The organism is Streptomyces novaecaesareae, assembly GCF_000716875.1.
Classification (GTDB): Bacteria; Actinomycetota; Actinomycetes; order Streptomycetales; family Streptomycetaceae; genus Kitasatospora; species Kitasatospora novaecaesareae.
Genome location: NZ_JNWQ01000005.1, coordinates 1 through 18788, shown reverse-complemented (window position 1 = coordinate 18788; position 18788 = coordinate 1). Strand labels below are relative to the sequence as shown.

The following is an 18788-nucleotide window of genomic DNA, read 5'->3' as shown; positions in this document are numbered from 1 at the left end:
GGACAGACCGACTTCCCGCTCCGGCATGCACCCCCGGGCGCCGGGAGCGTGCGTGCCGAGCGGCAGCGGAGGCCGCACATTACTGCTTGACAGGGTGCGTAATACTGTAACGCGCGCGGGTCCGGGGCGGCGGCGGAGCCGGGCTGCGCGGCCTCCTCTCCCAGCAGCTCGGAGCACGACATGCACCCCTTCCTCGACCACCCGGGGCCGCTGGCCTTCGCCCACCGGGGTGGCGACCTCGGCCACCCCGAGAACTCGCTCGCGGCCTTCGAGGCCGCCGTCGCCCTCGGGTACCGCTACCTGGAGACGGACGTGCACGCCACCGCCGACGGCGTGCTGGTGGCCTTCCACGACTCCCGCCTCGACCGCGTCACCGACCGCGCCGGAGCCGTGGCGGAGCTGCCCTGGGAGACCGTCCGGCGGGCCCGGATCGGCGGCACCGAGCCCGTGCCGCTGCTGGAGGACCTGCTCGGTGCCTTCCCCGACGCCCGGTTCAACATCGACGTGAAGGCGGCACCGGCCGTCGCACCGCTGGTCGAGGCGATCCGCCGGACCGGCGCCTGGGACCGGGTCTGCGTCGGCGGCTTCTCCGACAGCCGGCTCGCCGCCGTCCGCGCCGCCGCCGGCCCCCGGCTGGCCACCTCGCTCGGCCCGCGCGAGGTCGCCCGGCTGCGGCTGCGCTCGCTGGCCGGGCCGCTGCTGCGGGGGCGCGGGGCGCCGTTCGCCGGGGTGTGCGCGCAGGTGCCGGAGCGGCACCGGGGCGTGCGGGTGGTCGACCGGGCGTTCGTCCGGGCCGCCCACCGCCTCGGCCTGCAGGTCCACGTCTGGACTGTGGACGATCCCACACGGATCAGGGCTCTCCTGGACCTCGGAGTGGATGGCATCATGGCCGATCGCATCGACGTCCTGCGGGACGTCCTCGGCGAGCGCGGCTGCTGGACCGACGGCAGCACCGACTCCAGCACGGTGATGGGGACCCCATGAGCACCACGAACCCGGCGACGCACCTGCCGGACGATCCAACGGCCGACCCGGCGGCCGCCGCCGACGACGGCCGCGCCCTGCGCCGGATGCAGTTCGGCTGGTACATCAACGACTGGGCCAACGCCGCCTTCTCGGCCACCGTCCTGACGGTGTTCCTCGGGCCGTACCTGACCACCGTCGCCAAGAACGCCGCCGACGCCTCCGGTGACGTGCACCCGCTCGGGCTGTCGATCCGCGCCGGGTCCTACTTCCCGTACACGGTCTCCTTCTCGGTGCTGATCTCGGTCGCGGTGATGCTGCTGACCGGCACGGTCGCGGACCGCACCGGGCGGCACAAGGAGCTGATGTGCGGCTTCGCCTATGTCGGCGCGGTCGCCACGATGGGGATGTTCTTCCTCGACGGCGACCGCTACCTGCTCGGCGGCGCGCTGCTGGTGGTCGCCAACATCGCGTACGCGGTGTCGGTCGCGCTCTCGTACGCCTACCTGCCGGGCCTGGCCGCCCCCGACGAGCGGGACGCGGTCTCCTCCAAGGGCTGGGCGTACGGCTACGCGGGCGGCGGACTGCTGCTCATCGCCAACCTGGCGCTGTTCCAGGGCCACGACGCGCTCGGCCTGTCCTCCGGCACGGCCGTACGGATCTGCCTGGCCTCGGCGGGCCTGTGGTGGGCGCTGTTCACGCTCGTCCCGCTGCTGCGGCTGCCCTCCCGGGCAGGGGTCTCCCCCGGCAGGTCCGGGCCGTCCGACCCCTCCGGGACGTCCGAGGAGCCCGCCGACGGCAGCCTGCGCCAACTGGGCCGGACCCTCAAGGGCATGCGCAGGCACCCGCTCACGCTGCTCTACCTGGCGGCCTTCCTCTGCTACAACGACGGCATCCAGACCGTCGTCTCCCAGGCCTCGCTCTACGGCAGCGAGGAACTCGGCATGGAGCAGACCTCGCTGGTCACCGCCGTGCTCATGGTCCAGGTCGTGGCGATCGGCGGCGCCCTGCTGCTCGGCCGGATCGCCCGGCGGTACGGCGCCAAGCGGACCATCCTCGGCTCCCTGGTCGGCTGGGTGGTCACCCTCGCGCTCGGCTACTTCATGCCCGCCCACCAGCCGCTCTGGTTCTACGCCCTGGCCTGCATGATCGGGCTGGTGCTCGGCGGCAGCCAGGCGTTGTCCCGCTCGCTGTTCTCCCACCTCATCCCGGCGGGCAAGGAGGCCGAGTACTTCAGCGTCTACAAGGTCAGTGACCGCGGCACCAGTTGGATGGGCCCGCTGGTCTTCGGCCTCGCGTACCAGGTCACCGGCAGCTACCGGTCGGCGATCATCTCGCTGCTGGTGTTCTTCGTGATCGGCTTCGCGGTCCTGGTGAAGGTCCCCGTGCGCCGCGCCATCGAGGCCGTCGGGAACCCCGTCCCCGAACGGCTGTGACGGACCGGGCCCCGGAGGCGCAGTCGGTGGCGCGGCGGGGGGCGGATGGTGCCGGGCTCGGCACCACCCGCCCCCCGGGGGTGCGTCAGCCGGTGGTCAGGGTGGTGCCACCGATGGTCTTCCAGCCGCTCCAGCCGGACTCCGTCTTGTAGGAGGCGTGGTTCATGGCGCCGTCACTGCCGGTGGCGAACAGGTCGGTGGTGCTCGCGGCGGCGTTGAAGGTCGCGCTCGGGACGCGGCCCGCGCTGAACTTCCAGTCCTGCATGGCGGTCCAGTCGCGCCACGGCTTGCCGTCGGGCAGCCACTCGGTGCGCGAGAGCACGCCGTCGCCGACCGCGAACAGCTCGATGCCGCCGGTGGCGGGGTCGAAGACCGCGCTCGGGCTGCCGGCGAACGACCGGGTGCCGATGGTGGACCAGCCGCTCCAGCCGGTCATGCCCGGGGTGAAGTAGGCGTGCGCGACCGGGCCCTTGGTGGTGGTGGCGAAGACCTCCGCGGTCTTGCTGACCGGGTTGTAGACGGTGGTCGGGCTGCCGGTGAACCGCAGGTCGGAGTTGGGCTCCACGATCTGCCAGTCACGCCACGGCTTGCCGTCGGGCAGCCAGTAGGTCTGCGAGAGCACGCCGTTGCCGCCGACCGCGAACAGCTCGATGCCGCCGGTGGCGGTGTTGTAGACGGCGCTGGGGGAACCGGCGAACTGCCAGTCGCCGATCTCGTACCAGCCGCTCCAGCCGCCCATGCCCGGGGTGAAGTAGGAATGCGCGACCGGGCCCTTGGTCGTGGTGGCGAAGACCTCCGCGGTCTTGGTCGCCGGGTTGTAGACGGCCGTGGGGCTGCCGGTGAACCTCAGGCTGGAGTTGGGCTCCACGATGCGCCAGTCGCGCCAGCCCTGGTTGTCGGGCAGCCAGTAGGTCTGCGAGAGCACGCCGTCGCCGCCGACCGCGAACAGCTCGATGCCGCCGGTGGCGGGGTTGAACAGGGCGGTGGGGACACTGGCGAACGTCCAGTCGCCGATCTGCTGCCACCCGTTCCAGGTCACGCCGTCCGTGCTCCAGGCGAACACGAGGTGGCCCTTGGCGTCGACGGCGAAGGTGGTGGCCGTCTTGCGGACCGGGTCGTAGACCGAGCTGCGGGCGGCCGGGTTGGCGGTGACGGTGTCCCACCAGCCGTCGCGGACCTGCTGGATCCACCCGCCGAGGTCGTCGACCCGGGTGCTGTAGGCGCCGGTGCGGGTCTCGGTGGCGGGGACGCCGATGCAGCCGCCCTGCCAGGAGCGGGAGGCGACGGCCACGAGCTCGGCCTTGCCGTTGGTCTCGCGGATCGCCGGGGCGCCGGTGTCGCCCTTGCAGACCGCCGCACCGCCCGTACCCGTGATGCCGACCCCGGTCGGGCTCACCGTGTCCAGGGAGAAGGCGCCGGTGTGCAGCTTGCTCGGCACCCACTCGTCCTTGGTGCGCCCGTACCCGGGCACCCGCAGCGCCTGCCCGGCGGTCGGCGCGGTGGTGGCGACGGCGAGAGGGGCGATGCTGTTGACGGGGGCGGCCAGGCGGGCCAGCACCAGGTCGCGGTCCTGACGCGGCACCAGCTCGACGACCTGGGCGGACGTGCCGCCGATGCCGGCGGTGGTCTTCCACTTCGGCGCACCGGCGGCCAACGCCTGCGGCTGCGCCGGGTCGTCGGCGAAGCACGACGCGGCGGTGACCACCCAGTACCGGTCCACCAGCGCACCGGTGCAGACGCGCACGTTGTCACCGATCACCAGACGGGCGGTGGCGGCGTACGCGCCGTCCGCGGCCGTGTCACCGGCCAGGGCGCCGGCCGGGGAGGCGGCGAACGTGGTCAGCGTGCCGGCGGCCGCGGCCGTCACCAGCACGCCCGCCCGCCAGTTGCGGGGCTGGGTCTTACGGGGCATGGGAGTTCTCCTGGGTGAGCGTACGGAAGCCCCGGGGCCGTCGGCGTCCGGCCGACGACCCCGGGGAACCGTGGGTCAGTTGGTGGTGGCGGCGATGTTCTGGATGCTGCTGCTGGAGACGCCGTAGAAGGTGGTCCAGCTGCCGTCGGCCTTCTTGTCGGCGGTCCAGATCCGGTCGTCCCCGCCGATGGCGAACAGGCGGATGGTGTCGCCGATGGTGGTGACGGCGACCTGCTTGGCGCTGTTGCCGCCGGGAACGGCGTCGAGGGCGCTCCAGGGGCCGTTGTCGGTGCTGTCGGTGGTCGCGATCTTCTGGTCGGAGCCGACGGCGAACACGCGCACGGTGGAGCCGATGCTGGTGGCGGCGATGTGCTGGACGGCGCTGCCGGGGATGGCCGCGAAGGTGGACCAGGTGCCGGCGGTGTAGTCGCCGGTGGTGGTCCAGATCTTCTGGTCGCCGCCGATCGCGAACAGGCGCACGGTGTTGCCGACGGTGGTGGCGCTCACCTCCTTGATGTCGCTGCTGGGCAGCGCCTCGAAGGTGCTCCAGGTGCCGGCGGTGTAGTCGCCGGTGATGGTCCAGATCCTGCCGTCGCCGCCGACGGCGAACAGGCGGACCTTGCTGCCCATCGCGACGGCGGTCACCTGCTGGATGCCGCTGCTGGGCAGGGCCTCGAACGCGCTCCAGGTGTTGTTCGTGGTGTCCTTGGCGGCGGTGTAGATCCGGTTGTCGCCGCCGACGGCGAACAGGCGCACCTTGTCGCCCATCGTGACGGCGCTGACCTGCCGGATGCCGCTGTTGTTCGGCACCCGCTCGAAGGTGCCCCACACGTTCGCGGTGTAGGAGCCCTCGTTGGCCCAGATCTGGGTGTCCCCGCCGACCGCGAACAGCCGGCTGCCGGGGCGGGAGGCCTTCACCTGCTGCACCCACGCGCCGAGGTCGTCGACCCGGCTGTTGTAGGCGCCGGTACGGGTCTCGGTGGCGGGCGTGCCCAGGCAGCCGCCCTGCCAGGAGCGGGAGGCGACGGCGACGAGTTCGGCCTTGCCGCCCGTCTCGCGGATCGCCGGGGCGCCGGTGTCGCCCTTGCAGATCGCCGCACCGCCCGTCCCGGTGGTTCCGATGCCGGTGGCGCTCACGGTGTCGAGGGAGAAGGAGCCGGTGTGCAGCTTCAGCGGCGCCCACTCGTCCTTCGTCCGCCCGAACCCGGCAACCCGCAGCGTCTGCCCGGCGCTCGGCGCGGTGGTGGCCAGCGCCAGCGGGGTGACACCGTCCACCGGCGCGGCCAGACGGGCCAGCACCAGGTCCCGGTCCTGACGCGGCACCAGCTCGGCGACCTCGGCGGACTTCCCTGCAACGGCAGCGGTGGTCTTCCACTTCGGCGCACCGGCAGCCAACGCCTGCGGCTGCGCCGGGTCGTCGGCGAAGCACGACGCGGCGGTGACCACCCAGTACCGGTCCACCAGCGCACCGGTGCAGGCACGCAGGTTGTCACCGATCATCAGACGTGCAGTGGCGGCGTACGAACCGTCCGCGGCCGCGTCACCGGTGACGGCACCGGCCGGAGTGCCGGAGAAGGTGGCCAGTGCGCCGGTCGCGAGAGCGGCGGCCAGCACGCCCGCCCGCCGGTTGCGGGGCTGGGTCTGGCGGTTCATGGGAATTCTCCTGAGAGGTATGGGACGGTCGCGGCCCGTGGGTGCCGGGCGGCGAGTCGGGTGGACCGGCTGCCGGTCAGGGCGCGGAGGGACCGCCGTGGTAGCGGACCCAGCCCGGGCCCTGCGGGTCGACGGACCACAGGGTGCCGTTGCCGTCACGCACGAAGGTGACCAGGTGCTTGCCGACCGGGTCGACGACGGTCTGCGGGACGGCGTCGGCGGCCAGGGCGGTGCCGGCCGGGGTGGGGATGAACTCGGTCCACTTCCCGGTGGAGAAGTCGAGCGAGTTCAGCCGGTTGTTCGGGCCGTTGACGTACACCACGGTCCGCTTTCCGGCCTGGTCGGCGACGGCGACCGGGTCGGTGGCGGCCATCACGCCCCAGTCGCGCCAGCCGGGCCCGAACGGGTCCACGGACCACAGGTGGTGGGCGGTGTCCCGGACGAAGGTGGTGAAGTGCCCGGTGGCGGGGTCGACGACCGTCGAGGGAACGGCGTCGCCGGCCAGCACCGTGCCGGAGGCGGTCGGGACGAACTCGACCCGGCCGGCGCCCCGGCGGTCGATCGAGTTCAGCTTGTTGTCGGGCCCGTTGACGTACACGACGATGTGGCCGTCGTTCGGGTTGATGACCGGCACGGGGTCGGTGGCGGCCAGCGGGCCGAAGTCGTACCAGCCCTCGCCCTGCGGGTCGACGGACCACAGGTGGTGGGCGGTGTCCCGGACGAAGGTGACCAGGTGCCCGGTGGCCGGGTCGACGACCGTACGGGGGACGGCGTCCGGGGCGAGGACCGTACCGGCGGGGGTGCGGATGAACTCCGTCCACTTGCCGGTGGCGCGGTCGTAGGACCAGAGCTTGTTGTCCGGCCCGTTGACGTACACCATCACGTGGTTGTCGGCCGGGTTGGCGATCGCGGTGGGGCGGGTGGCGGCATAGACGCCCAGGTCGCTCCAGCCCTCGCCCTGCGGGTCGACGGACCACAGGTGGTTCTTGCTGTCCTGGAGGAAGGTGACAAGGTGCCCGGTGGCCGGGTCGGCGACGGTGAACGGCGAGCCGGTCAGCACGGTCCCCGACGGAGTGCTGTGCCGGACCTTCTCGATCCACGCGCCGAGGTCGTCGACGCGGGTGCCGTAGGCGCCGGTACGGGTCTCGGTGGCCGGGGTGCCCAGGCAGCCGCCCTGCCAGGAACGCGAGGCCACGGCCACGAGTTCGGCCTTGCCGCCCGTCTCCCGGATCGCCGGGGCGCCGGTGTCGCCCTTGCAGACCGCCGCGCCGCCCGTCCCCGTGATGCCGATGCCGGCCGGGCTCACCGTGTCCAGGGAGAAGGAGCCGGTGTGCAGCCTGTTCGGCACCCACTCGTCCTTCGTCCGCCCGAACCCGGCAACCCGCAGCGTCTGCCCGGCAGTCGGCGCGGTGGTGGCGACGGCGAGGGGGGCGACACCGGAGACCGGCGTGGCCAGACGGGCCATCACCAGGTCCCGGTCCTGGTGCGGCACCAGCTCCACCACCTGGGCGGACACGCCGCCGACACCGGCGGTGGTCTTCCACTTCGGCGCACCGGCGGCCAACGCCTGCGGCTGCGCCGGGTCGTCGGCGAAGCACGAGGCGGCACCGATCACCCAGTACTGGTCGACCAGCGCACCGGTGCAGCCACGCAGGTTGTCACCGACCACCAGGCGCACGGTGGCGGCGTACGCGCCGTCCGCGGCCGCGTCACCGGTGACGGCACCGGCCGGAGCGCCCGAGAGGGTGGTCATCGCGCCGGCGGCCGCAGCCGTCACCAGCACGCCCGCCCGCCGCGAGCGGTACGAGTTCTTGCGGGACATGGGGACTCCCCTTGAGGAACGGACGGGAGCCCGCGGGGCCGCCGGTGTCCTGCCGACGGGCCCCGCGGGGAACGGAGGCGGACCGCGGTCAGCCGGTGGTGGCGGCGGTGACGGCCTTGACGTTGGTGGCGCCGCCGGGGATCTCGCCCCACGCGGTCCACTTGCCGGCGTTGTAGTCGGCGTCGCGGTTGTAGACCTTGTCGTCCTCGTTGACGGCGACGACGTGAACGACGTTGCCCTCGGCGCTGCTGCTGATCGCCTTCAGGTGGTTGTCGCTGACCTTGGCCCACTGCGACTCCCAGCGACCGAGGTCGAAGTAGCCGTAGGTGGTGTACAGGGAGCCGTCGGCGCCGATGATCTGCAGGTCGACGGTGTTGCCGCGGGCGGCGGCGGTGATGCCCTTGACGTCGACCGCGTTGCCGGGGAGCTCGCCCCACGGCGTCCAGCTGCCGTCGGTCCGGTTGTCGCGGGTGTAGACGCGGCCGTCCTCGTTGATCGCGAAGACGTGGACGACGCTGTCCGCCGTGGTGGCGCTGGTGATGGCCTTCAGGTTGTTGGTGCCGACCTTCTCCCAGGACGTGGCCCAGCTGCCGGCCGCGTAGTCGGCGTAGGTGCTGTAGAGGGAGCCGTCGGAGCCGATGATCTGCAGGCTGACGGTGTTGCCGCGGGCGGCGGCGGTGATGCCCCGGGCACCGCCGGCGCCACCGGGGACCTCGCCGAGCGGGGTCCAGGAGCCGCCGACCTTGCCGTCCCGCGTGTAGACCTTGCCGTCGGCCCCGACCGCGAACACGTGGACGGTGTCGCCGATGGCCACGCTGTCCACCGCGGTCAGCGTGCCGCCGGTGACCGGCGACCAACTCCCCTGCCAGCGGCCCGCCTTGTAGTCGGCCACGGTGTCCCACAGGGTACTGTCCGAGCCGATGGCCTGCACGTGGGTGCCGGCCTTCACCTCCGCCGTGCGGAACCGCAGGTCCTTCACCCAGGCACCGAGGTCGTCGACGCGGGTGTTGTAGGCGCCGGTACGGGTTTCGGTGGCCGGGGTGCCCAGGCAGCCGCCCTGCCAGGAGCGGGAGGCGACGGCGACGAGTTCGGCCTTGCCGCCCGTCTCGCGGATCGCCGGGGCGCCGGTGTCACCCTTGCAGATCGCCGCGCCGCCGGTGCCGGTGGTGCCGATGCCGGTGGGGCTCACGGTGTCGAGGGAGAACGCGCCGGTGTGCAACTTGAGCGGCGCCCACTCGTCCTTGGTGCGCCCGAACCCGGGAACGCGCAGCGTCTGACCGGCAGTCGGCGCGGTGGTGGCCAGCGCCAGGGGGGTGATGCCGTCGACCGGCGCGGCCAGACGGGCCATCACCAGGTCACGGTCCTGACGCGGCACCAGCTCCGCCACCTGGGCGGATATGCCGGCGATGCCGGCCGTGGTCTTCCACTTCGGCGCACCGGCGGCGAGCGCCTGCGGCTGCGCCGGGTCGTCGGCGAAGCAGGACGCGGCGGTGACCACCCAGTACCGGTCCACCAGTGCGCCGGTGCAGGCGCGCAGGTTGTCGCCGATCACCAGGCGCGCGGTGGCGGTGTACGTGCCGTCGGCGGCCGCGTCACCGGTGACGGCACCGGCCGGAGCGCCGGAGAAGGTGGTCAGCGTGCCGGCGGCCACAGCCGCAGCCAGCACGCCCGCCCGCCGGTTCTGGGACCGGGACGAGGACTTGCGAAGCATCCTTGTGTCTTTCTGTCAGTTTGATGAACCGGGCGTCGGCGGTCAGCCGGTGATACGCAGTTCGACCACCGTGGTCGGGTCCTGGCCCAAGCCCTCGCCCACACCGGTGAAGCCGTCCCTGGGCACGTCCACGCTCCGGGAGGCACCGGCGGCGGTGAGTCCGACCCGCAGGGACCGGCCCGCGGTCTGCACGGCGAACACGTCCGGCAGTTCGAGGGTGAGGAAGCCGCTCGTAGCAGCGGAAGTGAAGCAGATCTTGTTGTCGGTGTTGCCCGGCGCGCGGGTCCACAGCTGGATCTGCGAGGGCTTGGCGCAGTCGGTCAGCATGACGCTGCCGTCACCGCGCAGGAGCTTGACCTTGCCGATTCCGGCCGCGCCGGGGTAGGCGAAGTCCTCGACCGCAGGCGGCGCCGCGGAGGCATCGCCAGGCGGAGGGGCGGTGGTGTCGGCTGCGGCTAGCGCGTTCAGTCCGAAGACACCGGCTGCGGCGACGGCAACGACCGCCGTCCAGCCGCGAATGCGGTGATGCATTGGTGATCCTGTGTCGGTCGATGGTCGGTCAGCGGGCGGTGGCGTCAGGTCAGCCGGTGACGCGCAGTTCGACGAGCATGGTCGGCTTCTGGCCCATGGCTTGACCGACGGTGGTGTAGCTGTTCTTGGCGACGTCGACGGTCTGCGCCACCCCCTCGGAGGTGAGGTCGGCACGTACGGCCTTGTCACCGGTCTGGATCATGAAGGTCTGCGGGAGCTCAAGGGACAGGTACCCGGTGGTGCCGCTGACCCGGAAGCACACACCGGGGCCCCCGCTGGGGCTCGGGACGGCGACGCTCCACAGCTGGATCTGGGTGACGGTGTTGCAGTCCGCCAGCATGATGTGACCGTCGCCGCGGATGAGCTTGAGCTGCGGGTTCGGGGAGTCGCCGGGGTAGGCGAAGTCCTCGACGGCCGGCGGAGCGGTGGCGACGTCACCGGCGGAAGTGGTGTCGGCGCTGGCGAGCGCGCCGGCCCCGAGCGTCGTGGCGGCGGCTACCGCGCCGATGGCCAGCCATCGCGTTATGCCGTTCTTCATCTCGCGTTCCTTTCATCGTGGTTGACAGGATCTTGACCGCACGTCGGATGGTGCAGGTGAGGACTGATGCGTGGGAAACAGGCAGCGCGACCGGACACCCCCGCGATCGCCTTCCCCCAAGACTTGACGGCCCGCAGTCTAGGGCATTGCCAGTATTTGAATCACTGGCCCCGACCCCAGGGAAGTGACGAGGATCGGAAAGCCTCCGCCGACCAGCAGGATTGATAGGTCTTTGTCCGAATTGTCGCCCATTCGATGCGTCAGGAGGCTTTGCTTCCCACGTTTCTGGCGGTGAGTCATCTGCAGTTATGCTCCCGAGGCCGAAGTGCGGCCGAGTGGATGTGGAGAGGTGAGTCTCTGGTGGGTGGATTGAATGTCCGATCCAGGTGGCGAAGGCGGGGTGGGGATTCCATATCCGGAAAGCTCAGCCTGCGCCTTTTGCCGCTGGCGCTGACGGCCGGACTGCTCGGCGTCGCGCCCATTGCCGCGGCAGACCCGCTGCCCGAGGAAGCGGCGGTCCCGATGACCGAGCGCGGCAGGGTTGTCGCGTACTGGAAGGACGGCGGTACGGCGGTCAAGGCCGCGGCCGAGGCAGCGCTGACCGGTTCGGACGACGACGTTCGCAAGTTCCTGGGCAGCGATCGGCTGCTCGCCCAGGTGCAGGACGACCAGGTCAGCGCCGCGCAGATCCTGACGCTCGGCGGCCCGAGCGTGCGGGAGGCGGCGCGCAAGGCACTGGCGGGAACGCCGGACGCCCTTCAGACCTTCCTGAAGAGCGGCTGGCAGGAGCCGCTGAAGGTCGATCAGCAGCTGAAGGCCGCCTCGCTGATGAACGGCGCCGGCTCCGGCGTCCAGGCCGCCGCGAAGGCGGCGTTGAACGGCACCCCCGACGACATCCAGGTCTTCCTCAACGAAAGCCAGTACACCGCGCGGGACGCGGACGACCGGGTGAAGCTCGTCCAGATCCTGAGCGAGGGCGGCCCCAACACACAGGCCGCGGCGCGGCTGGCGATCAACGGTTCCATCGAGGACGTACGGGAGTTCCTCACTGTCGGCGTGCACGTGGCCAGGGCCCGCGACGCCGAGCGCACCAGCATCGCCCAGCTGACGCAGCAGGCCAAGGAGGCCTCCGCACAGGCGGTGCGTGAGACGGAGGCCGCGAAGGAGGCCTCCGCACAGGCGGTCGCCGCCTCGCAGCTGGCCAAGGAGTCGGCGGCGAAGGCTGCGGCCGAGACCGAGGCCGCCCGCAACGACACGAACGCGGCGGGCGCGGCAGCCGGGCGCGCGGCCGATGCCGCGGGTCGGGCGGCGGAGGCCGCCCAGACGGCGATGAAGGCCGCCCGCAGCGCCACCAACTCGGCGCGCACCGCGGCCAGCGCGGCATCCCAGGCGTCGTACGCCGCCGCGGGCGCGGCACAGGCCGCGACGGCGGCCCGTAACGCGGCCGCCGGGGCCGCGTCGGACCGCTCCAAGGCGGATGCCGCCGCACAGGCCGCGACGGCGGCCGAGACCGCCGCGAACGCAGCCGCGGCCTCCTCCGCCTCACTCACGCAGGCCAACACGGCTGCCGCCGCGAGCCAGCAGGCGGCGGACGCCGCGCTGAGCGCGGGCGGCAACGCGCAGGCCGCCGCCGACTCGGCCGACCAGGCGGGCGGCTTCGCGTCCGCGGCCGGTGCCCAGTCGGCGCGGGCCAAGGCCGCCGCCGCCGCGACGCGCCGCCAGGCCCAGGAGGCGACGCGGGCAGCGACCGCCGCCAAGTCGCTGGCGGGCGAGGCCGCGAAGGCCGCGACCGAAGCCAAGGCCTTGGCGGACTCCGCGGCCACGCACGCCCACAATGCCGCGCAGGCCGCGCAGGAAACCGCCCAGCACGCGGGCGAGGCCGCGCAGGCCGCCACCGTCTCGAAGGCTCACGCGGACGCCGCCGTGGCTGCCGCACAGACCGCCAAGGACGCGGTCGACAAGGCCAACCAGGTCCACGACCTGGCCACGCGCGCCGAGGACGAGGACCGCACGGCCAGGACTGCTGCGGACGTGGAGAAGGCGCGGGCCGCCAAGGCCGCGTACGACGACAAGCAGACCGCCGTCGGCGACGCCGTCCAGCAGTTGCGCCAGAGCAAGGACGAGGCGGACCGTCTGGCCGCCGCACTCACCCAGCCGAACCCCGACATCGCCATGGTCGCCACGGACGGGCGCAAGCTCGCCGTCCTGTCCATGAAGATCGCCGGGCCGTGGGAGAGCGCCGCCGCGCGGACCGCGGTCGCCGGGGACGACACCACGGTGCTGGACTTCGTCCGTTCGGGGCGGCGCCAGGCGATCGACCTCGACAACCGGGAGCGGGTCTCGAACCTCGCGGCCGGCTCGGAGCTGCCCGCCGTCCGCGCCGCGGCCACCACCGCCCTCAAGGGCGACGCGAACACGGTGGCCGCGTTCCTGAACACAGGTCAGTACCAGGCCGCCGCACCGGACTTCCAGCTCAGCGTCGCCAAGATCGTCAACGACGGCGGTCCCAGTGTCCAGGCAGCCGGACGCGCCGCGCTCAACGGGAACGTCGAAGCCCTGCGCGACTTCCTGAACAACGGTCGCTACCTCGCCCAGCTCTCCGACGACCAGGTCAAGGCCGCTGCGCTGCGCGCGTCCGGCGGGGCCGAGGTCAAGGCCGCCGCGCAGGTCGCGCTGGAGGGCACGCCCGACGTACTGCGCACCTTCGTCGAGACCGGCCAGTACACCGCCGCGCGCAAGGACGCGCTGGCGGCGACCCACAAGGCCGAGATCGAGCGGATGATCGCCGAGGCGTCGGCCGTGACGGCCTACGCCCAGCAGAGCGCCGCCGAGGCCGTCCAGGCCGCCGCCGTGGCCCGCGGCGCCGCCGACGAGGCCAAGACCGCCTCCGACCAGGCCAAGGCCGCAGCGGACCAGGCAGCCGGCTACGCGGCCGACGCCCGCACCAAGGCCGACGCGGCCGCCACGAGTGCGCAGAAGGCCGCCGAATCGGCGAAGACCGCCACCGCTGCGGAGGCCTCGGCGCGGAAGTCAGCCGCGTCCGCGGCGTACTCGGCACAGAAGGCCCAGGCCTCCGCGAACTCCGCGCAGGTCTCCGCTGCCAGCGCCTACCAGTCGGCCGCCCAGGCGCGGGCCGACGCGGAGGCGGCAGGGCAGGACAAGCAGATCGCGGCGCAGGCAGCGAGCAACGCCTTCCAGGCCTACACGACGAAGCACGAAGCGGAGCAGGAAGCAGCGCGGCTGGCCGCCGAGGAGGCCCAGACCGACGCGAAGTTGAAGGCCGAGGCCGACGCCGCACAGAAGGCCACCGAAGCGAACCTGGAGGCCGAACTCCGCAAGCAGATCGGGGAGAGCGGCGACCCGGGCTGGATGGACACCGCCCTCGGCATCGTCCACGGCCTGCTGGACGTCGTCTCCCTGATCCCCGGCGTCGGCACCGGCGCGGCACTCATCAACTGCGGCATCTACGCGCTGCAGAAGGACGTCGCGAACGCGACCTTGGCCTGCCTCAGCGCCATCCCGCTGGCCGGAGACGCCGCCGCTGTCGCCAAGCTCGCCAAGTGGGCCGAGAAGATCCCCGGCGGCTCGAAGGTCCTGAGCTTCCTGGAGAAGCTCTTCTCCAAGGTCCCCGGGACCTGTCTGATCAGGCCGAACAGCTTCCCCGCCGGTACCCCGGTCCTGATGGCCGACGGTACCGCCCGGCCCATCGAGCAGATACGCATCGGGGACCGCGTCCTCGCTACGGACCCTCAGACCGGGGAGACCGGCCCGAGGCTGGTCGACGCCACCATCTACACCCCGGACGACCGCGAGTTCGTCGACCTGGTCGTCACGGACGGTACGGGCAACTCCGGCAGCATCACGGCCACGGCCCACCACCCGTTCTGGTCGCAGAAGCGCGCGGCCTGGGTCGACGCCGGCGAGCTCACCGGCGGAGAGACGCTGACCGCCCCGGCCGGCACCGCGACGGTGTCGTCGGCCAGGACGTGGAGCACCGTCCAGCCCGCCTACAACCTCACGATCCGTGGCATTCACACCTACTACGTGATCGCCGGGAACACCCCGGTGCTCGTGCACAACACGGGGCCGGCCTGCGGCATCACGACGGAGGCCCTGGAGAGCGCGTGGAAGACGTGGAACACCGAGGAGAACCTCGTCCACGTGATCGACGTGGCGAAGCACGGGTTCAGTGACATCATCGCCAAGGCCGGAGGCCGCGAACAGGCCCTTCGCCTGGTCATGGACAGCCTGCACGGCGCCACGGACCTGCCCCCCGGCGGGTTCTACGAGGTCACCCGCGTGATCGAGGGCGAGGTGGTGACGATCCGAGGAGTGGTGATGGACGGAGTACCGCGGCTCGGCACGGCATTCATCCGGGCGAAGTTCCCGGTAACCCCGTAGCCTTGTACGAGGGCGCCGCAAGCAACCTTGAACGTGACAATGAATTCGCTGTTTCCCGCCCCGAGGGGCGAGTTTCCGGAGGCCCCCACCATGACGGTTGCCATCACGCCCCGCCCCCTGAACCCCAGGGAGAGAGGCGTGCTCGAACTGGTACTCTCGCAGGAATTTCCCGGGGCAGCCGAACTGCTGGCCCAGATCGACCTCGTCGAGGTGTACGCGCAGTGGGGTCCGGAATCAGCGAGCGTCGACGTGCGGGTACTGGAAGGCGCACCTCCTTCGGTGGCGTCCGGCGTGGTTCCGGTGCGATCGATTGTCGTGGACGAGGCCGGCTCCCTGTTCGGGGAGATTCTCCTCTGGGTGGGCGACGGGTATCTCGCAGCCATTGAATTCGCGTGGTACGGGGATGAGCCGCCGCGGACCCTCCCCGAAGTGCGAATGATCTCCACCGAGGTGCAGGCCGACAAGTAGACCGGTTCGGTTCACACTGAACCGGCACTTCCAAGAGCCTCGCCGGAATCCTTTTTCCGGCGAGGCTCTTCGGATATCCGGGCGCAACGGATGCAGTGCGCCAGCCACTCGGACGATCGAACGCCAGTGCGGGTCGGTGGTCGGGCGGCGAGCCGCCTACCGGGGGTCGGCCGAGGGGGTGGCCCGGAAGGAGGTGAGCCGCTTGAGCGCGTCGATGTGGGGAGCCCCCGGGCTCAGCGCACCCGCCCGTCCCACTGCCAGCCCTCGGCCGGGCGACGGGGATGCCCCGGGAGCGCGGTTCGGCCGGTGCACCAGAGCAGGGTTCCGGCGTGGCCGTGGCCGGTCGGCGCCTCCGGGAACAGCCGGGCCACGGCCGGGGCCGCAAGGTGCTCGGGTGGTTGCCAGCCGAGCCCGAAGGCCTGGGCCAGCTCCCAGGCGTGGACGAGGAGTTCGACCACCGCCATGGCCGCGAAGCCCGGGCCGTCCGAATCGCCCCACGGGTGCCAGGCCCTGACGGCCGACGGAGTGTCCCGCACGGTGGCGGCGAGCAGGGTGGCCGCGATCCGCAGGCCCTCCAGGCAGTGCGGGATCGGGGCGGCGGGGTCCAGTGAACCGAACAGGGTGATGTAGCGGTCGGTGGGGCGGGCGGTCAGCAGGCCCGCGTAGCCCAGCACACCGAGCGCGAGGTGGTCCAGCGTGGCCCGGGCGGTCCAGTCGCTTCCGGCGGGGTGACGGGACCAGTCGGCACCGGCCGCCCGTTCGAGGACGCCGGTGGTCGTTGCGGCGGCCTCGACCACCAGCGCAGGCCAGTCGACCGGGGAGGGAGGAGCGGTAACAGGCATGACAGTTGACGGTGCGACGGCCATCGGAACAGCATTCGGCAGCAGAGCGATGGAAGGAGCACTCATTTCTCGATCACCTCGATCAGGCGCGCATAGCTGTCGGCCCCGTGGCCGGCGGCGATGGCCTGGCGGGCCTGGCCGGCGAAGACCTCCGGCAGGGTGGTGTCGACGCCGCGTGCCCGGCTGGCGTGCAGCAGGTGCTCCATCGCGGCCAGGTGGATGTCCAGGCCGGCGTCGTCGCCCGGGTAGGTGCGGGCATCGGCCTGAGCGGTGTAGCGGTTGATGAACCCGGCCACCGCGCCGGACAGCCAGCGGGTGGCCACCGGCGTGAACTCGGCCGCCCGGACACCGTCCGCGCCGACCAGCGCGACGCCGTGCAGCCAGCCGCTCAGCGCGGACCACATCAGGCCGAGCAGCGCCGTGTCGTACAGTCCGGCGATCCCGGCGTCCGGGCCGAGGTCCACCGGCTCGCCGAGGGCGGCGAGCGTCGGGCGGTGGCGGGCCAGGACGTCCGGTGCGCCGCTGTAGAGCACCGTGGCGTCCGGACCCCCGATGCCGGGCGGGGTGATCATGATGGCGCCGTCCAGGTAGGCCAGGCCGAGCCCGGCGGCCCAGTCGGCCAGCTCCCGGGCCTGCTCGGGCGAGCCGGAGGTGAGGTTCACCAGGGTCCGCCCGGCGAGCGCCGCCTCCTGGCCGGTCAGCACGGCGCGCAGCGTGCCGTAGTCGAGCACGCAGGCGACGATCAGCTGACTGGCCGTGACGGCGGCCTCGGGCGAGGAGGCTGCGACGGCTCCGCGGGCGACCAGCGGCTCGGCCTTGGCCGCCGTGCGGTTCCAGACGGTGGTCGGGTGGCCGGCGGCGAGGAAGGCGCCCGCCAGTGCGGTGCCCATCGCGCCGAGGCCGATGACGGTGACGGATTCCTGCGGCAGTTCGTGCGACATGGAGTTCTCCTGTTCGTGCAGTTCAACGGCCCTGGCGTGCCCGGCCCTTGATCGACATCACCTACTTTCGCAATGGCCGAACGCCCCCGACAGTGGCAGGATTGCCCTTCACCGCACGGTTCCTGCCAGGGGGGTATCCACCGCCATGTCCGTTCCTGCCGCCGTTCCCGCTGCCGGTCCCGGCACCGTGGCCATCGCCGTCCTCGACCACGCCGAGCTCCCGCTCTGGGACCTGTACGAACTCGGCATGGCCTGCGCGGTCTTCGGCATCCCGCAGCCCGAGCTCGCCGACCGCTGGTACGAACTGCGGCTGTGCGCCGAGACGCCGGACGCCCCGGCACCGCCCCGGGCGCCCGGCGGCTTCGGCTTCTCCCTGCGCGCCGAGTACGGCTGGGACGCGCTCGCCGGGGCCGACACCGTGATCGTCACCTCCGTCCCGGACGCCTGCGTGACCGGCGAACGCGAGGTGCCACCCGCGCTGGTGGCCGAACTCCGGCGCGCCGCCCGGGCCGGGGCGCGGATGGTGTCCCTGTGCACCGGCGCCTTCGCGCTCGCCGCCGCCGGCCTGCTGGACGGCCGCCGGGCCACCGCACACTGGTCGCACACCGCCGACCTGGCCCGCCGGTACCCGGCCGTCACCGCGGACGACGGCGTGCTCTACGTCGACGACGGCGACGTGCTCACCAGCGCCGGCGTCGCCGCCGGGCTCGACCTCTGCCTGCACCTCGTCCGCCGCGATCTCGGCGCCCACGTGGCCAACCAGCTGGCACGCAAGCTGGTGGTGCCCGCCCACCGCCCCGGCGGGCAGGCTCAGTTCGTCGACCTCGCCGTGCCCGTGGCCGACGACGACAGCCTCGCCCCCGTCCTCTCCTGGGCCACCGAGAACCTCGAACACCCCATCACCACCACCGACTTGGCACGCCGGGCCAGGATGAGTCCACGCACCTTCTTCCGCCGCCTCCAGGCCGCCACCGGCACCACCCCGCTCCAGTGGCTCCTCAACCAGCGCCTCGCCCGCGCCCAGTCCCTCCTCGAAGCCACCGACCTGCCCGTGGAGCAGATCGGCGAGCGCAGCGGCCTCGGCAGCGCCACCAACCTCCGCCGCCACTTCACCGCCCGCGTCGGCGTCACCCCCACCGACTACCGCCGCGCCTTCCGCTCCCCCGCCGCCTCCGGCTGACCGGGCGCGTGGCCGAGGAGGCTTGCGGTCGCACTGCCGCCCGCCGAGGCCCACCCCTACCGGGACGCCGCCCCTGACGATTCCTCGGGCCCCGCGGCCCGCTGGGCCCGGTGGGCGGCGACGCGGACCCGGGTGGCGCAGCGGGGCGTGCAGTAGCGCTGGGGGGTGCGGCGTCCGGTGTCGATGAAGTAGCGGTGGCAGTCCGGGGCGGCGCAGCGGCCCCAGGCGCAGGTGCCGCGTTCGCTGAGCCAGAGGCCGAGGGCGAGGGCGGCGGTGGAGAGCAGCCAGTGGGTGAGGCCGGCGTCGGCGGGGGCCCGGGTGTGCAGGGACCAGGGGCTGTCTCTTATACACATCTGACGCTGCCGACGAGCGATCTAGTGTAGATCTCGG

Annotated in this window: 14 protein-coding genes; 5 read left to right on the top strand and 9 right to left on the bottom strand. The window is 72.5% G+C overall.

Annotated features, from left to right (window positions below; translation table 11 throughout):
- Window positions 1-180 precede the first annotated feature (180 nt).
- Together OP86_RS03015 and OP86_RS03010 are read left to right on the top strand one after the other, a co-directional pair.
- Window positions 181-984, top strand: a complete 804-nt coding sequence (locus OP86_RS03015) for a glycerophosphodiester phosphodiesterase family protein (RefSeq protein WP_051829610.1) — start codon at window positions 181-183, stop codon at window positions 982-984.
- Window positions 981-2399 carry an MFS transporter gene (locus OP86_RS03010; RefSeq protein WP_051829609.1) on the top strand — a complete coding sequence of 473 codons (1419 nt, stop codon included), beginning with the start codon at window positions 981-983 and terminating at the stop codon, window positions 2397-2399. Before OP86_RS03015 ends, OP86_RS03010 begins: the two co-directional genes overlap by 4 nt.
- A gap of 85 nt (window positions 2400-2484) precedes the next feature.
- Here the strand turns inward: OP86_RS03010 and OP86_RS33290 are convergent, their stop codons facing one another.
- The 6 genes from OP86_RS33290 to OP86_RS02980 form a co-directional block, all read right to left on the bottom strand.
- Window positions 2485-4311 (bottom strand): DUF8189 domain-containing protein, encoded by a 1827-nt coding sequence (locus tag OP86_RS33290; protein WP_051829608.1) that lies wholly within the window; start codon window positions 4309-4311, stop codon window positions 2485-2487.
- Between the two features lie 75 nt (window positions 4312-4386).
- Window positions 4387-5964 (bottom strand): trypsin-like serine protease, encoded by a 1578-nt coding sequence (locus OP86_RS37340; RefSeq protein WP_051829607.1) that lies wholly within the window; start codon window positions 5962-5964, stop codon window positions 4387-4389.
- A gap of 76 nt (window positions 5965-6040) precedes the next feature.
- Complete coding sequence (locus OP86_RS33280; RefSeq protein WP_051829606.1) at window positions 6041-7786, bottom strand: DUF8189 domain-containing protein; 1746 nt, start codon at window positions 7784-7786, stop codon at window positions 6041-6043.
- Between the two features lie 88 nt (window positions 7787-7874).
- Window positions 7875-9497, bottom strand: coding sequence for a trypsin-like serine protease (locus OP86_RS33275; protein WP_078653549.1), 1623 nt, complete (start codon window positions 9495-9497; stop codon window positions 7875-7877).
- Window positions 9498-9539: 42 nt separating this feature from the next.
- Complete coding sequence (locus OP86_RS02985) at window positions 9540-10028, bottom strand: hypothetical protein (RefSeq protein ID WP_030062599.1); 489 nt, start codon at window positions 10026-10028, stop codon at window positions 9540-9542.
- Between the two features lie 49 nt (window positions 10029-10077).
- Entirely contained in the window at window positions 10078-10566 is a 489-nt protein-coding gene (locus OP86_RS02980) for a hypothetical protein (protein ID WP_030062600.1), read from the bottom strand.
- 438 nt (window positions 10567-11004) lie between these two features.
- Between OP86_RS02980 and OP86_RS02975 the strand changes: the two genes are divergently transcribed.
- Window positions 11005-14967, top strand: a complete 3963-nt coding sequence (locus OP86_RS02975; protein ID WP_051829604.1) for a polymorphic toxin-type HINT domain-containing protein — start codon at window positions 11005-11007, stop codon at window positions 14965-14967.
- 138 nt (window positions 14968-15105) lie between these two features.
- Entirely contained in the window at window positions 15106-15435 is a 330-nt protein-coding gene (locus tag OP86_RS02970) for a hypothetical protein (protein WP_157849650.1), read from the top strand.
- A 233-nt stretch (window positions 15436-15668) separates the two neighbouring features.
- On the opposite strand, the gene OP86_RS02965 is transcribed toward OP86_RS02970, so the two are convergent.
- Both OP86_RS02965 and OP86_RS02960 read right to left on the bottom strand, forming a co-directional pair.
- Window positions 15669-16277: a maleylpyruvate isomerase N-terminal domain-containing protein gene (locus tag OP86_RS02965; RefSeq protein ID WP_033330790.1), complete on the bottom strand. Its 609-nt coding sequence runs from the start codon at window positions 16275-16277 to the stop codon at window positions 15669-15671.
- A 62-nt stretch (window positions 16278-16339) separates the two neighbouring features.
- Window positions 16340-17239: an NAD(P)-dependent oxidoreductase gene (locus OP86_RS02960; RefSeq protein ID WP_280921417.1), complete on the bottom strand. Its 900-nt coding sequence runs from the start codon at window positions 17237-17239 to the stop codon at window positions 16340-16342.
- Window positions 17240-17405: 166 nt separating this feature from the next.
- Between OP86_RS02960 and OP86_RS02955 the strand changes: the two genes are divergently transcribed.
- Window positions 17406-18398 carry a GlxA family transcriptional regulator gene (locus tag OP86_RS02955; protein ID WP_030058457.1) on the top strand — a complete coding sequence of 331 codons (993 nt, stop codon included), beginning with the start codon at window positions 17406-17408 and terminating at the stop codon, window positions 18396-18398.
- Between the two features lie 56 nt (window positions 18399-18454).
- On the opposite strand, the gene OP86_RS02950 is transcribed toward OP86_RS02955, so the two are convergent.
- A complete protein-coding gene (locus OP86_RS02950) occupies window positions 18455-18751 on the bottom strand; it encodes a CGNR zinc finger domain-containing protein (protein ID WP_051829602.1) in 297 nt (98 codons plus the stop codon).
- Between the last annotated feature and the right edge of the window lie 37 nt (window positions 18752-18788).